The sequence below is a fragment of the Streptomyces sp. NPDC038135 genome (assembly GCF_055601245.1).
Map to the genome: position 1 here is coordinate 505654 of NZ_JBVJXS010000005.1, position 14961 is coordinate 520614.

Below are 14961 nucleotides of genomic sequence, written 5' to 3' on the forward strand. Positions count from 1 at the left end.
AGGAACGACTGGTTATCAGCGGGTTACGCCGGTCAAGATCGCAGGCGCCCGGCCAGCCCCCGCAGCGTTCCCAGCCGGTAGACGTCACCGACGGTCGACCGCGTGAGGCCGCGGGCGTGCAGTTCCGCGACGAACCTGCTGATGATCACCGAATTGCCGCCCACGTCGAAGACGTTGTCGTCGCCGCGTACGCGCAGCCCGGTGAGCTGCTCCCAGATCTCGATCAGCAGGCCCTCGGACGCCGCCGGAACGCCGGACGCCGGTTCGGCGCCGGGCCGTGGCAGCCGCGCCCGGTCCAGCTTGCCGTTGACCGTCAGCGGCAGCGCGTCCAGCGCGGTGACGGTGGCCGGGACCATGTACTCGGGCAGCAGCGCCCGCATCCGACGCCGTGTCGCCGCCGGGTCCACCCGGGCGGGCGTCACATAGGCGTCGAGACGGGCGGCATCGGGCGTCCCGCCGACCACCACCGCCGCGGCGGTGACGCCGTCCGCGGCGAGCAGCGCGGCCCGCACCTCGCCGAGCTCGATCCGGTAGCCGCGGAGCTTGACCTGGTCGTCCAGCCGGCCCAGGTGCTCGACCGTTCCGTCGGGGAGCATGCGGCCGTAGTCCCCGCTCCGGTACACCCGCGTGCCGTCCGGATCCACGCCGAACCGTTCGGCGGTCAGCTCGTCCAGGCCGAGATAGCCGAGCGCCACCCCCACGCCGCCCACGTGGATCTCTCCGGGCACGCCGAGCGGAAGGAGCCGGCCGGCCCGGTCCCGGACGGTCAGCGACTCCCCCGGCAGCGGTACGCCCACCGAGCGGGACGCCGTCCGGGCGGTGTCCGGCGTCACCGTGATCCAGGTGCTGTGCACCGTCGTCTCGGTGATGCCGTAGAGGTTGACCAGCCGGCACGCCTCCGGCGGGTGACGCCGGAACCAGGGCAGCAGCGCCCGGGTGTCGAGCGGTTCACCGCCGAACGTGACCAGGCGGACCGCCAGCCCGAGCGGCGCGTCCCGGTCGGCGTCGATCAGCATGCCGAACGCGGTCGGCGTCTGGTTCAGAACCGTCACCTTCTCCGTGGCGAGCAGCCGGTGCAGCTCCTCCGGGGCGCGGGTCGCCTCCCGCGGCACCACGACGAGCCGGCCGCCCGTGGTGAGCGCGCCCCAGATCTCCCACACGGACATGTCGAACGCGACCGAGTGGAAGAACGCCCAGGCGTCGGAGGTGCCGAACCCGAACTCGGTCCCGGTGCCGCCGATCAGGGCGGTGACGCTGCGGTGCGCGACCGCGACCGGCTTCGGTGTGCCGGTCGAGCCCGAGGTGCAGATGACGTAGGCGGCGTCGCCCGCGTCACCGGTGCGCGCCGGCGGCGCCGGCGACTGCCGTCCGGCGGCGGCGGCGAGCGACGCGGGCGACACGCTGCGGCAGGGCCCGGCCGGGAAGTCCGCCGTCGTCACGACGAGTCGCGGGGTGGCGGCGGAGACCATCCGCGCCAGTCGCTCCGGAGGGTTGTCCGGCTCCATGGGCAGGTACGCCGCGCCGGCGCGCAGCACGCCGAGGAGCACCACCACCAGCTCCCAGCCCCGGGTCATGCAGACGCCGACGCGGTCGCCGTGCTCGACGCCGAGCTCCCCGAGCGCGCGGGCGACCCGGTTCGCGGCCTTGTCCAGGCCGGCGTAGCTGAGCCGGGTGCGTCCGTCGGTGACCGCGGTGGCGTCCGGCCGCTCGGCGGCACGGGCGGCGACGAGTTCGTCGATGCGCCGGTGCTCGGCGGGCGGTTCGCTCGCCGTGCCCAGCCGCCGGACGCGTGCTGCCTCGGCCGGGTCCAGCAGCTCCAGCCGGGCCAGCTCGCCGTCCCCGGCGGCCAGTTGCCCGGCGACGTGGGCGACGGCGCTCGCGAACCGGTCCGCGGCCCGTTCGGTGATCAGGTCGCCGTGCACGGCCGCGGTGAGGACGGCGCCGACGGTCAGGGTGAGCGGGAACCCGGCGTCCGCCGCCTCGTGGAACCGGACCTCGACGACCGGACCGCCGTCGCCCGGCGTCCCCGCCAGCAGGGAGCCGGACCGCGGCCACGTCCCGTCGAGCGCGTCCCGCGCGACGGCGAGCAGGTCGGCGACCGGGGTCGCCGGGTCGGTCGGGAAGGCGACCAGGGCCGGGCGGCCGGCCCCGGCGCTCTCGCGCACCGCCAGTACGGTGACCGGCAGGCCGTGGTAGCTGCCGAGGACGACCGCGGCGGCCGCGAGCACGCAGTGCCGTGGGACCGGACCCGGATCGTGCGAGCCGCCCGGGGCCGGTTCGGGGAAGTCCTTGAGCCCCCACTCGGGTCGCGGGTACGTCGCGCCGAGCAGCGCGTCGATCCGGTCCTCGACGCCGTCGGCCAGACACCCGATCAGCTCCAGGACCGGGGCGGCGTCGTCCGCCAGGTACATGTGGCCGCCGGCGACCTCGACGTAGCGCAGCGGCCGGGTCGTCGCCTCCTGCCAGCGTGCCGAGTCGGCGGCGCTCACCAGGGCGTCGGCCGCTCCGCGCAGCACGGTGACCGGCACGTCGAGGGGGGTGACCGAGGTCCGCCGGTAGTTCTCGTACATCTCCTGGTCGGCCCGGAGCACCGGCAGCAGCAGTGCGGCCATCTCCGCGTCGGCCAGCGCCGGGTGGGCGTAACCGGCCAGTTCCTCGAGCCGGGCCAGGAACTCCCGGTCCGGGAGCCCCGTGGTCCGCCTGTGCCGGGGCACGGTGGGGCCGGGCGTACCGCTGATGACCAGGTGCCGGAGCCGCACGCCGTGTCCGAGGAGCAGTCCGGCCAGCTCGAAGGCGACGGTGCCCCCCAGGCAGTGGCCGACCAGCACGGCCTCGTCCCGGCCGTCGAGGGCCGCGAGGACCCGGGGCAGCAGGTCGGCGGCGGCCGCGGCGACCGTGCGGTGCGGCGGCTCGCCGAACCGCTTGTCGTGCCCGGCCAGGTCGGGCGCGATGATCTCGACGCCCTCGTGAGCCTGCCAGGGGCGGAAGAACGAGGCGCCGGCGCCGGTGTGCGGAAGGCAGACGACCGGAAGCCGGGCCGCCGGGGCGGCGGGGGACGCCGCGCCGATGACCTGGGCCAGCTCCGCGGCGTGGTCCCGGACGAAGTAGTGGCCGCCTTCCGGGACGAGTTCGAGCCGCACCGTGTCGGCGAACACCGACCAGCCGCGGTAGCCGTGTTCCGGATCCGGCGTGACCGGGTCGGCGGTGCCGAGCACGCAGTGCAGCGGGGCCCGCAGCCGCGCTCCCGGCGCCTTGTGCGCCGCGGCCTGGAACCGCGTCGCGCCCGCCATGTCGTGTCGCAGCGCGGCGAGCACCTGGTCGCGGTCGGCGTCGTCGAGCGGGCCGTCGAAGCCGCCGATGGCCTTGATGTAGGTGTAGAACTCGTCGCCGGAGCTGTCGGTGACGCGGGCCAGGTTCGCCTCGGCGTCCGGGTCGGTCAGGCTGGCGCCGGCGAAGACGGCGCGCAGGTCGGCGCCCCGGGCCTCCAGTTCGCGGGCCACGGCCACCGCGAGGGACGCGCCCGCGCAGTGCCCGTAGACCATGACGGCTCCGGTCACGCGCTCCTGGACCTCGGACGCCAGTCGGGAGACGGCCGCGTCGAAGTCCAGGAGGTCGGCGGCGTCGCCCTCGTGTCCGGGCAGGCTCGCCGCCCACAGCCGGAACCGCGGCGGCAGCGCGTCCGCGAGCGGCTGGTAGGCGGTCGCGGCACCACCGGCGTAGGGGATCGCGACGACGGTGATGTCGGCCTCGGCGTCGTCGCTGGTGAGCGGCCAGAGCAACTGGTCGGTCGACTGCCCTGCCCCGTCCGCCAGATAGGCGGCGAGCGCGGCGGCGGTCCGGTGCCGGAACAGCTCGGCCAGCGGCACGCCGCCGCCGAGCAGCCGGCGTACCTTGAGCGCGGCGAAGGAGTTGCCGCCCAGGTCGAAGAAGTCGCTGTGCGGGTGGACGTCGTCCGTGCCCAGGACCTCCCGCCAGACGCGGCGGACCCGCTCCAGCGTCTCGGGCGCCGCGTCCGCGTCCGCCTCCGGCGCCGTCTCCTCGACGGCCTTCGGCTCCGGGGCCGGGGCGGCGGCCGAAGCGGCCGCGGTCACGCGGGCCGGGGGGCGCGGCGGCTCCGGCAGCAGCAGGTCCTCGATCCCCAGGTCCGGGTCGGCCGCCACCGCGTCGGCCACCCGCGCGTACAGCGCGGCGAGCCGGCCGGCGGTCGCCGGGGCGAACAGATCGCGGGCGTACACGAGGTCCAGCACCAGTGCGCCGGCGTCGGCGCGCACCATGAAGTTGAGGTCGAACTTGGCGGCCCTCAGCTCCGGGACGAGGCCCTCGGCGGTCAGTCCGTCGTAGGCCGGGAGCCGTTGGTACGCGGTGGACTCGCCCTCTCCCTCCTCCAGTTGGACGTGCACCCGGATGAGCGGCGTCCGGGTGCCGGACCGCTCCGTCCGCAGGGCGTCGACGAGCAGTCCGAACGGCAGAGCGCTGCCCTCGTAGTCGCCGATCAGGTCCCGCCGTGTACGCGCGAGCAGCTGACGGAACGTCGGGTTTCCCGACAGGTCGGCACGGATCGGGAACGCGTTGGTGAACAGCCCGATCAGATGGCGCAGTTCGGGCTGCTGGCGCTGGGCGACGGTGGAGCCGAACAGCAGGTCCCGCTGCCCCGTGCAGCGGGCGAGCAGCACACCGAGCAGCGCGGCGACGGTCATGAACCGGGACGCGCCCTCACCCCGGGCGGTCTGGTCGAGGCGGTCCACGGTGGGCCTGGGGATCGTGGCCCGGCACAGGTCGCCCTCGGCCGTCTGCGCCGCACCGGCGGGGCGGTCGGTCGGCAGCGTCATCCGCGCGCCGTCGAGCCGGGTGCGCCAGTAGCGGGTCAGGCGGTCGGTCTCCGGCGCGTCGAGCCGGTCCCGTTGCCAGCAGGCGAAGTCCGCGTACTGCACGGGGAGCGGGGGCAGCGCCGAAGGGACGCCGCGCAGCGCCGAGTTGTAGCCGTCCGCCAGTTCGGCGTGCAGGAGCGGCACCGACCAGCCGTCGCAGGCGATGTGATGCGCGGTGAGCAGGAGCAGGTGCGCCTCGGGGTCGAGCCGGAGCAGCTCCGCCCGCAGGAGGGGGCCGGCGTCCAGGTCGAACCGGGCCGTCTGCGCCGCGGCGACCCGCCGGGAGACCTCGTCGGGGTCCGCGCCGCTCAGGTCGAGGACCGGCAGCGGCACCTGGGCTGGCGCGCCGATGACCTGGCGGACCTCGCCGTCGTGCTCGGTGAAGGTGGTGCGCAGCGCCTCGTGCCGCTCGACCACCGCGGTCAGCGCGCCGCGCAGGGCCTCGGTGTCGAGGCGGCCGCGCAGCGACACCGGCAGCGGCACGTTGTACGCGGACGGGCCCTGCTCCAGCTCGGCGACCATCCACAGCCCGGCCTGCGCGTACGAGGCGGGGGCGACCGGCCCGGCCGGGCTGCGCCGAGGGATGCCCGGCGGGCCGGGCCGGCGCTGCGCGAGGGCCTTCAGCAGCCGAGCGCGTTCCGGGGACCGGGCCGGCGACCCCGTGGGAGGGACGATCGTCACCTGTTCTCCTTGGACTCGGCAAGTCTCCCGAGACCGTAGAGAGGGGCGGTTAGCCGAAGGTTATGCAGCGAGGAAGCGGGCGATGTCGCGCAGCTCGCCGGCGAGGGCCTCCGCGGGGACGACGCCCGGATCGCCGTCGAAGGGTTCCGGGGTGACGGCACGCGTCCGGTCGCGGCGCCAGACTCCGCGGACCAGTCCGTCCACCACGATGGTGGGATTGATCTGACCGCCGCCCGGCCAGACCCTGCGCTCGTGCTCGGGCTCGACGGACAGCCGGCGGTCCTTGAACCCGACCAGGTAGTTGTCGTAGGCCGGCAGCAGCCGGACGTCGCCCGTCGGCTCCGGGCCGGGCGGTGTGTCGGCCGGCAGCGCGTAGCCGTCCAGGTCCGCGACGCGGCACGGTTCGAGCCGGCCGGCCGTGAGCAGTTCCTTCCACACGGGGCGGACGGCGGGCTGCCCGAGCCCCGACCAGGTGGCGAAGTCGGCCGGCGTCGCCGGCCCGTGCGCCGCCAGGTATCCGAGCAGCAGCTTCCTCACCGCGTCGACGCCGGACGGGCCGGTGGAGGCGGGCAGCCAGTCGTCGGCGAGGACGTAGGTGGCGGAGCCGTCCTCCCTCACCGGGCCGAAACAGACGGTGCCGAGCAGTGCGGACCGGCGGACCAGGTGGAACGGGACCTGCCCGGAGGCGTCGAGGCCCGCTCCGGTCATCCGCACCGCGAGCTCGTCCCTGGTCAGGGGGCCGTCGGCGAGGGCCTCGGCGATCACTCGCTCCCCCAGGGCCAGTTCGGCAGGGCCGAGCCCCAGTTCCCGGTAGCGGCGCTCGCTGCGGCGCAGCAGTTGCGGAGCGAGCAGTTCGCGGAGCCAGCCCGCGTCGGCGGCCGGGACCACGTACAGCGTGCCGCGCATGAACCAGCCCCGGACCAGGCTGCGTTCGGCGCCGAGCGCGCGGTACACGTCCGCCTCGGTGAGCCCGGAGCCGCGGGTCCTGATCCCGAGCGCGGCCGCTTTCAGGTCCTGCGCCTGCACCGCCAGGCACCCCTCCAGCACGGCGGCCGGGGACGTCGCGCGCCGGCCGCCGCCCACGCCCTGCGACCACGCCCGGAGCAGTCTGGCCTGAACCGGGCCGAGCTCGCGCACGTTCGTCCCCCTCGTCGTCGGCCGGCGCCGCCGCCGGTTTCCGAACCGTAGCCGATCGCCGTCCTGCACGGGCAGTGAACGGTCCGGGCCGCCGCCCCGCTCAGTCCGCCGTGACCGGCAGCACGTCCGGGGACAGGGCCGCCGCGCGGGAGGTCGCGGCGGTCATGCGGCGGCGGTGGTGGCGGCGGCACAGCACCTCGTAGCCGATCTCGCCCGCCGCGTGGTTGACGTCGCCGACCACCACCTGGGCGCCCTCGACGACCATCTCGCCGTCCACCGTGCGGGCGTTGTGGGTGGCGCGGGCGCCGCACCAGCACAGGGCCTCGACCTGGAGGACCTCTATGCGGTCGGCCAGCTCCACAAGGCGCTGGGAGCCGGGGAAGAGCTTGGAGCGGAAGTCGGTGGTGATGCCGAACGCGTAGACGTCGAGGCCGAGGTCGTCCACCACGCGCGCGAGCTGGTCGATCTGCTCCGGCGCGAGGAACTGGGCCTCGTCCGCGATCACGTAGTCCGCCCGGCCGCCCTGGGAGAGGCGGTCGACGAGGTAGGCGTACAGGTCCTGGCCGTCCTCGACCTCCACCGCGTCGGTGACCAGGCCGAGCCGGGAGGACAGCTTGCCCTCGCCCGCCCGGTCGTCCCGGGTGAAGATCACCCCGACGAGGCCGCGCGTGGAGCGGTTGTGCTCGATCTGCAGAGCCAGCGTCGACTTCCCGCAGTCCATGGTTCCGGAGAAGAACACCAGCTCGGGCATGAGGGGATGAGCACCTTTCGGCGGGTACGGGCAGGGGGGTCAGGAGCGTACTTCGAGCAGCGGGACGAGCTGCTCGGCGGGGGTCATCGAGCCGTGGTTGCCGACCAGCGCCGACTCCTTGGGCTCCCGCTCGGAGGCGATGACCAGGACGTCGTCGTGCGCGGCCGCGATCACGTCCCCGAGCCGCGCGTACACGCGCTCGTCGACGCGCGGCCCGAACCAGCCGGCCGCGATCGCCTCGTCCCGCGAGGCCACCCAGAACTGCTCGCCGAGCACCTCGCGCCAGACGGTCAGCACGTCGTTCTCGGCGCCCGGCACCGCGTACACGTGCCGCGCCCGGCCCTCGCCGCCGAGCAGCGCGACGCCGGCGCCCAGCTCCCAGTCCTCGTCGAAGTCGATCCGGTGCTCCTCGTCGAACGGCACGTCGACCATGCCGTGGTCGGCGGTGACGTACAGCGCGCTGCGCGGCGGCAGCTGCTCGGCGAGGCGCTGGGCGAGCCGGTCCACGTTCATGAGCTGGCCGCGCCAGGTGTCGGAGGCGACGCCGTAGCGGTGCCCGGCGCCGTCCAGCTCGGCGTAGTACGTGTACACCAGCGCGCGGTCGCCCGCGGCCAGTTGCTCGGCGGCGAGGTCCATGCGGTCCTCGCCGGTGAGCCTGCCGTGGAAGGTGCCGCCGCTCAGCGCGACCTTGGTCAGCGGGGTGCTCGCGAAGGCCGGCGAGGACACCTGGGCGGCGTGCACCCCGGCGTCGTGGGCCAGTTGGAAGACCGTGGGGTACGGCTGCCAGGGGCGCGGCGGGGCCCACGGCTGCCAGCGGAGCTGGTTCATCAGCTCGCCGGTGGCGGGGTTGCGGACGGTGTAGCCGGGCAGGCCGTGCGCGCCGGGCGGCAGGCCGGTGCCGACGGAGGCAAGGGAGGTCGCGGTGGTGGCCGGGTAGCCGGCGGTGAGCGGGCGGCCGGTGCCGCCGCGCGAGGTGCCGAGCAGCGAGTTCAGGAAGGGGGCCTCGTCGGGGTGCGCCCTGAGCTGCTCCCAGCCGAGCCCGTCGACCAGGAAGACGCAGACCCGGTCGGCCGGGGTGAGTTCCCCGATCGCGGCGGTCATGCCGGGGACGCCGAGGCCCGCGGCCAGGGTGGGCAGCAGGTCGGCGAGCGAGCCGCTGCCGTACTGGGGCAGTGGCGCGCTGTCCAGGGCGAGTGGCTCCGGGTGGTCCCAGGCGGAGAGCTGCGCCATCAGCGCGTGGGGTCCGCGGTCGCCTCGGAGATGGCCTGCGCGAAGGCGAGCGCCTGGCGCACCGTCTCGGGGCCGTCGCCGGCCTCGCTCACCCGCAGGCTGAGGTCGTCCGCCGTGGAGCTGCCCGTGTAGCCGTGGTCGGCCTCGCAGTTGGGGTCGCCGCAGGCGGCGGGCTCCAGGTCGATGCGGCTGACCGCGCCCCAGCCGATGGTCAGCACGATCTCGCGGGGCAGGGTGCCCGGCTTGTACTGCTCCGGGTTGGCGACCACCCGGCTGACCACGACGGACGAGATCCGGCCGAGCTTCACGGACTCCGTGGAGGTGGTGGCGTACGGCGTCGGGGAGGTGTCGTCGGCGGCCTGCTCGTCGGTGTGGCTGACGATGAAGCGGTTGCCGGTGAGGACCAGCACGGTCACGTGCCGGCGCACCTCGTTCTGGTCGAACGTCGTCTCCTGGTGGACCAGGTACGACCGGATGGGCTCGCCGCCCACGGCGGCCTCCACCGCCTCGGCCACGAGGGCCGGGTAGTAGCCGCTGCGCTCGATCGCCGCGCGGAGCCCCTGGGTCGTCGTACTGGTCTTGGCCATGGCGTCCATCCTAATCCGTGGGCAAGGGCGCTCCGGGCCAGTCGCCGGCGGCCGCTCCCGCCCGCCCTCCGGCGCCGGGGCCGCGGCGCGGGACCGCCCGGCGGGCGGCCCGGCCGCCGCGCCGCTCAGTACGCCGGCATGGTGCGCGGGCCGAGGTCGTCACGGGCCGGCGGCGGCGCGAGACGCACGGTGGCGCCCAGGACGCTCACACCCCGCTGGGCGACGACGACCGGCTCCAGGGTGACGGCCACCACCTCGGGGTGGTCGTCCACCAGCCGGGACACCCGCAGCAGCAGCCGCTCCAGCGCGGGGGTGTCGGCGGGCGTGGAGCCGCGCCAGCCGAAGAGCAGCGGCGCCGTGCGGATGGACCGCACCAGCGAGGTCGCGTCCCGGTCGGTGACCGGGACCAGCCGGTGCGCCATGTCGCCGAGCAGCTGCGAGGGGGCCCCGGCCAGCCCGAAGGACAGCACGGCGCCGGCCGCCGGGTCGATCACCGCGCGCACGACCGTGTCGACGCCCCTGGGCGCCATGCCCTGCACCACCGGCCGCAGCTCGTCGGGCTTGCCGAACAGCGCGGACAACTCGGCGTAGGCGCGCCGCAGTTGCTCCTCGTTCGCGAGATCGAGGCGTACGCCGCCGAGGTCGGCGCGGTGGCGCAGGTGCGGGGCGGTGGCCTTGAGGGCCACCGGGTAGCCGAGGGTGCGGGCGGCCTCGGCGGCGGCGTCGGGGGTGGGCGCGGGCAGCGCGCGGCGGACCGGGATGCCGTATCTGCCGAGCAGTTCGCAGGTCTCCGCCTCCCCCAGGGTGAGCCCCTGCCCGCGTTCGAGCAGGGAGCCGATCAGGGCGGCGGCCCCCTTCTCGTCGATGTCGTCGTACTCCGGGACCTTGCCGGGATCGGCTGCCTCGCGCCGCCACTGCCCGTACTTCACGGCCTCGGCGAGGGCGCGGACGGCACGTTCGGCGGCGGGGTAGGCGGGGATGAGGCGGGTGCCGTCCCGCGGGGCGGCGCCGGGCGCCTCCGGCGCCGCCGCGTCCGGCGGCCCTGCCACCGCACCCGGCGGCCGCGTCGCGGGGCGAGCCGGCCCGGTGCCGGCCGGAGCGCCGGAGGCCTGCGCGGGGCTGGACGCGGCGTTCGCGGGGCCCGGAGCCCGCTGAGCGGCCTGAGGTGCGGCGCCCGGCGCGCCCGGAGTCTGCGCGGCGGCCCTGGGCGGGGTGCCGGCCGTGCCGGGGGCCTGCTGGGCAGTTTCAGGTGCGCCCGGCCCCTGAGACGTAGCGCCCTGCGCGTCCGGAACCTGCCCGGCCGCCGCGGGTGCGGTGCTCGCCGCGGCCGACAGCGCCTCCGCGAGGCCGCCGAGTTCCACGTGCACCACGAGCACCGGCTTGCCGGACGTCCCGGAGGCCGCCGACCGCAGCGCCTCCGCCAGTTCGGCGTCGCCCGGCGAGCTCTCGCCGATCGCCGGGATCGCCGTGACGACGACCGCGTCGCACGTGTCGTCCGCCAGGGCCCGCGACAGCGCGCGGTGGAAGTCCTCCGCCGTCGCGCCGGTGGTCAGGTCGAGCGGGGGCGAGGGCCGCAGCCCCTCCGCGAGGCAGCGGTCGTACGTCAGCAGGCCGAGCGACTCGGAGTTGCCGAGGATCGCCACCCGGGGGCCGGCGGGCAGCGGCTGCCGGGCCAGCAGCAGGCCCGCGTCGACCAGCTCGGTGATCGTGTCGACCCGGATGACGCCGGCCTGCCGGAGCAGCGCCGACACGGTCTCGTGGGGCAGTCGCGTCGCCCGGACCGCGTGCCCCTGCGGCGCCGATCCGGCGCCCTGCACCACGACCAGCGGCTTGGCCGCGGCCGTGCGGCGGGCGAGGCGGTTGAACTTGCGCGGGTTGCCGATGGACTCCAGGTACATCAGGGCGACGTCGGTCTCGGGGTCGTCGTACCAGTACTGGAGGACGTCGTTGCCGGAGACGTCGGCCCGGTTGCCGGACGACACGAAGGTGGACACGCCCGTGACGCCCGTGACCCCGCCGCCGCGCCGGTGCAGCCGGGACAGCAGGGCGATGCCGATGGCGCCGGACTGGGCGAACAGGCCGATGCGGCCGGGCCTCGGCATCTCCGGGGCCAGCGAGGCGTTCAGCCGGACGCCGGGCGCGGTGTTGATGATCCCGAAGGCGTTGGGGCCGATGATCCGCATGCCGTAGGCGCGCGCCTGCCGCACCAGGCCCCGCTGCCGCTCACGGCCCTCGGGCCCGCTCTCGGCGTACCCGGCGGACAGCACTACGAGCCCCTGCACCCCGTGCTCGCCGCACTCGGCGACGACCGCGGGCACGTGCTCGGCCGGGACGGCGACGACGGCGAGGTCGACGGGCCCCTCGATGTCGCGCACCGAGCGGTGCGCGGGCACCCCGTCGACCTCCTCGAGGTCCTCGGCGAAGGCCTTGTTCACGGCGTGCAGCCGGCCCTGGTAGCCGGCCTCCCGGATGTTGCCGAGGACGCCGCGGCCGACGCCGCCGGGCGCGCGGCCGACGCCGACGACGGCGACCGAGCCGGGCGCCAGCAGCCGGCGCACCGAGCGGGCCTCGGCGCGCTGCTCCCGCGCGCGCTGGACGGCGACCGAGCGGTCGGTGGGCTCGAGGTCGAACTCCAGCCGTACGACGCCGTCCTCGAAGCTGCGCTTCTGGGTGTATCCGGCGTCCGTGAACACCTTGATCATCTTGGTGTTGGCGGGCAGCACCTCGGCGGCGAAGCGCCGGATGCCGCGCTCGCGCGCGACGGCCGCGACGTGCTCCAGCAGCGCGGACGCGACGCCGCGCCCCTGGTGGGCGTCCTGGACCAGGAAGGCGACCTCGGCCTCGTCGGCGGGTCCGGAGGCGGCCATGCCGTCGGTGCCGATGCGGTCGTAGCGTACGGTGGCGATGAACTCGCCGCCGATCGTGGCCGCGAGTCCCACCCGGTCCACGAAGTCGTGGTGAGTGAAGCGGTGGACGTCCTTGGCGGACAGACGTGGGTACGGCGCGAAGAAGCGGTAGTACTTCGACTCGTCCGAGACCTGCTCGTAGAAGCTGACCAGGCGGTCGGCGTCGTCAGCGGTGATGGGCCTGATGCGCGCGGTGCCCCCGTCGCGCAGCACCACGTCCGCCTCCCAGTGAGCGGGGTACTCGTGCCGGTCCTGCCGGTCCGCCGGGCTCTGCATGGGCCCCAGGGTACGGCTCGCGTACGACGGCGTCGCGAGGCAGTCTGTGGAGGACGACAGGCCGGATCGAGGCCGCGATCCGGTGGCGCGCCGCGGCGGTGCACCGCACCGCTCGGGGCACGCTTCACGATATGGGAAACTGGTCTAGACAACCTGAACACCGAAGGGCAGCAACACATGGCTGAGCGCCGCGTCAACGTCGGCTGGGCCGAGGGCCTCCACGCCCGCCCCGCCTCCATCTTCGTCCGAGCCGCCACGGCCACAGGCGTCCCGGTGACGATCGCCAAGGCCGGGGGCAACCCCGTCAACGCGGCCTCCATGCTGGCCGTCCTGGGCCTGGGCGCCCAGGGCGGCGAGGAGATCGTCCTCGCCTCCGACGCCGAGGGCGCGGACGTCGCCCTGGACCGTCTGGCCAAGCTGGTCGCCGAGGGCCTCGAGGAACTGCCCGAGACGGTCTGAGCACCGGTCACGGGAAACACCGGAGCCGTGCCGCCCTTTTCCGGGCGGCACGGCTCCGCCGTTTCTCCGGAAATCCAGGCGCGCGGGAAATCGGGCAGCGGAAATACCGCGCCACGGAATTCCCCCCTCTTTGTATACGGTGCCCGTGTTAATGCCGCCGGCCCGACATGTTTACGGCATGTTGCGAAGTCCTCACACGGTCCGGGCGGCCCTCGCCACCGGAAAAGCGCAATCGGTGCGCGGCCGTAGCGCGCTCGGTGTGCAGCGCCGTGAGCGCACGCGCGCGTTCGCCGTCGCCGCGCGCCACCGCGTCCACGATCGCGCCGTGCTCGGTCCAGGAGTCCACCGGGCTCGGCGGGGCCGCCACCGCGTACATCCAGGCGATCTTGTGCCGGAGCTGGGTCAGCATCGACGTCAGCGAGGGACTGCCGCAGGCCTGGGCGAGTGTCTCGTGGAACCAGCCCCCCAGCGCGCGCAGATCCTCGCTGCCGCCCCGCCGGGCCCGCTCCTGCCCCAGCCTGACCAGGCCGCGCAGCACCTTCAGATGGGCCTCGGTGCGCCGCTGGGCGGCCCGGAAGGCGCCGAGCGGCTCCAGGAGCACGCGCATCTCCAGCAGGTCGGCGGCCTCCTGCTCGGTCGGTTCGGCCACGCACGCGCCCGCGTGCCGCCGGGTCACCACGAAGCCCTCGGCCTCCAGGGTGCGCAGGGCCTCGCGGACGGGGACGCGCGAGACGCCGTAGCGGCGGGCCAGGACTTCCTCGGTGAGCCGGCCGCCGCGCTCGTGGACGCCTGCGACGATGTCGTCCCGGATCGCCGTGCACACCGAATGCGCCGGAATACGCATGACCGACCTCCGCCTTAATCCCCGTGAAACGCCGACGATGGACGCGTTGACTCGTGACTCTATTCCAAGGGAGCGGAATCTCCGACGGCGGGCCGGAATCCATGAATATTTTTTGGCCGGACAGCGGCGAACACCGCCGGGAACGGCGAAAGCCCCGGCTCGGTGAGCCGGGGCTTTCGGATGTCCGTGCGCGAGGCGTCAGACGTGCACGCCGTGCTGGCGGAGGTAGGCGACGGGGTCGACGTCCGAGCCGTACTCGGGCGTCGTACGGGCCTCGAAGTGGAGGTGCGGGCCGGTGACGTTGCCCGTCGCGCCCGACAGGCCGATCTGCTGGCCCGGGGTCACCTTCTGGCCCACCGTGACGCCGATGGAGGACAGGTGGCCGTACTGGGTGTACATGCCGTCGGCCATCCGGATCACGATCTGGTTGCCGTACGCCCCGCCCCAGCCGGTGGAGACGACGGTGCCGGCGCCGACCGCGTGCACGGAGGTGCCGCTGGCGGCGTGGAAGTCGATGCCCGTGTGCGAGCCGGACGACCACAGCGAGCTGCTGGCCTGGTACGCCGTCGAGACGTACGAGTGCACGATCGGGGCGACGAAGGCGTTCAGGCGCTTGCGCTCGGCCTCACGGGCGGCGCGCGCCGCGGCCTCGCGTTCCTTCTTCGCCTCGGCGGCGGCCGCCTTGACGGCGGCCTCCTCGGCCGCCTGCCGCTCGGCGGCCTGCGTCTGGGCGGCGGCCTGCTCGTCGATCTGCTCGGCGACCTGGTCGCTCACGCTGATCACCGGCGTGAGGCCGGTCTGCTCGACGGGCTTCTCCACGGCGAACGCCGGGGCGGCCGCGAGGCTGCCGATGACGCCGGTGGTGGTGAGGGCTGCGACACCCGCCGCCTGAGCGGTGGTGCGCTTGACGCGGCCGGGCTTGCGGTGCTTCCCGGAGGCGCACATGAACGCCATGAAGTGGCTGGTCCTTTCCTTCCCTCTCGCCTACCGGGTTAGCTGACGGGTTCGGAGCAGGAAGGTCTCCTACGGACTCCCTCGCTCGCGCGCGGGCGTCCGATTCACCCCAGGGACTGCGATGGGTCCCCGGCTCCCCTGGCTCGCGCCGTACGGGGACTCGGCGATGACTGTCCGGTGCCGCGGGCGCGGCGCACTGCCTGACGGACAGCCCGGATGACGCTAAGCGGCCCGGTCTCCGGCGCCCAAACGGATCCGGGCTTTTGTA

Annotated in this window: 9 protein-coding genes and 1 riboswitch; of the genes, 1 reads left to right on the forward strand and 8 read right to left on the reverse strand. The window is 74.9% G+C overall.

The window, feature by feature from the left end:
• Nucleotides 1-32 precede the first annotated feature (32 nt).
• From ACZ7JA_RS17005 to ACZ7JA_RS17030, 6 genes are all read right to left on the reverse strand, one after another.
• The gene (locus ACZ7JA_RS17005) at nucleotides 33-5549 is read right to left on the reverse strand and encodes an amino acid adenylation domain-containing protein (protein ID WP_470808910.1); all 5517 of its coding nucleotides are present in this window, start codon (nucleotides 5547-5549) and stop codon (nucleotides 33-35) included.
• A gap of 60 nt (nucleotides 5550-5609) precedes the next feature.
• Nucleotides 5610-6686, reverse strand: a complete 1077-nt coding sequence (locus tag ACZ7JA_RS17010) for a winged helix DNA-binding domain-containing protein (protein WP_470808912.1) — start codon at nucleotides 6684-6686, stop codon at nucleotides 5610-5612.
• A gap of 100 nt (nucleotides 6687-6786) precedes the next feature.
• Entirely contained in the window at nucleotides 6787-7437 is a 651-nt protein-coding gene (locus ACZ7JA_RS17015; protein ID WP_351669531.1) for a thymidine kinase, read from the reverse strand.
• A gap of 39 nt (nucleotides 7438-7476) precedes the next feature.
• Nucleotides 7477-8667, reverse strand: coding sequence for an alkaline phosphatase family protein (locus ACZ7JA_RS17020; protein WP_351669533.1), 1191 nt, complete (start codon nucleotides 8665-8667; stop codon nucleotides 7477-7479).
• Nucleotides 8667-9263, reverse strand: coding sequence for a DUF5998 family protein (locus ACZ7JA_RS17025; RefSeq protein WP_351669535.1), 597 nt, complete (start codon nucleotides 9261-9263; stop codon nucleotides 8667-8669). The genes ACZ7JA_RS17020 and ACZ7JA_RS17025 overlap by 1 nt, the downstream gene beginning before the upstream one ends.
• 116 nt (nucleotides 9264-9379) lie before the next feature.
• A complete protein-coding gene (locus tag ACZ7JA_RS17030; RefSeq protein ID WP_470808915.1) occupies nucleotides 9380-12436 on the reverse strand; it encodes a bifunctional acetate--CoA ligase family protein/GNAT family N-acetyltransferase in 3057 nt (1018 codons plus the stop codon).
• Between the two features lie 177 nt (nucleotides 12437-12613).
• On the opposite strand from ACZ7JA_RS17030, the gene ACZ7JA_RS17035 reads away from it, so the two are divergent.
• The gene (locus tag ACZ7JA_RS17035) at nucleotides 12614-12895 is read left to right on the forward strand and encodes an HPr family phosphocarrier protein (protein ID WP_317445823.1); all 282 of its coding nucleotides are present in this window, start codon (nucleotides 12614-12616) and stop codon (nucleotides 12893-12895) included.
• Between the two features lie 148 nt (nucleotides 12896-13043).
• On the opposite strand, the gene ACZ7JA_RS17040 is transcribed toward ACZ7JA_RS17035, so the two are convergent.
• Together ACZ7JA_RS17040 and ACZ7JA_RS17045 are read right to left on the reverse strand one after the other, a co-directional pair.
• A complete protein-coding gene (locus ACZ7JA_RS17040) occupies nucleotides 13044-13739 on the reverse strand; it encodes a GntR family transcriptional regulator (protein ID WP_351669540.1) in 696 nt (231 codons plus the stop codon).
• A gap of 198 nt (nucleotides 13740-13937) precedes the next feature.
• Entirely contained in the window at nucleotides 13938-14693 is a 756-nt protein-coding gene (locus tag ACZ7JA_RS17045; protein WP_351669542.1) for a M23 family metallopeptidase, read from the reverse strand.
• Nucleotides 14694-14705: 12 nt separating this feature from the next.
• Nucleotides 14706-14869: riboswitch (cyclic di-AMP (ydaO/yuaA leader) on the reverse strand.
• Nucleotides 14870-14961 lie beyond the last annotated feature (92 nt).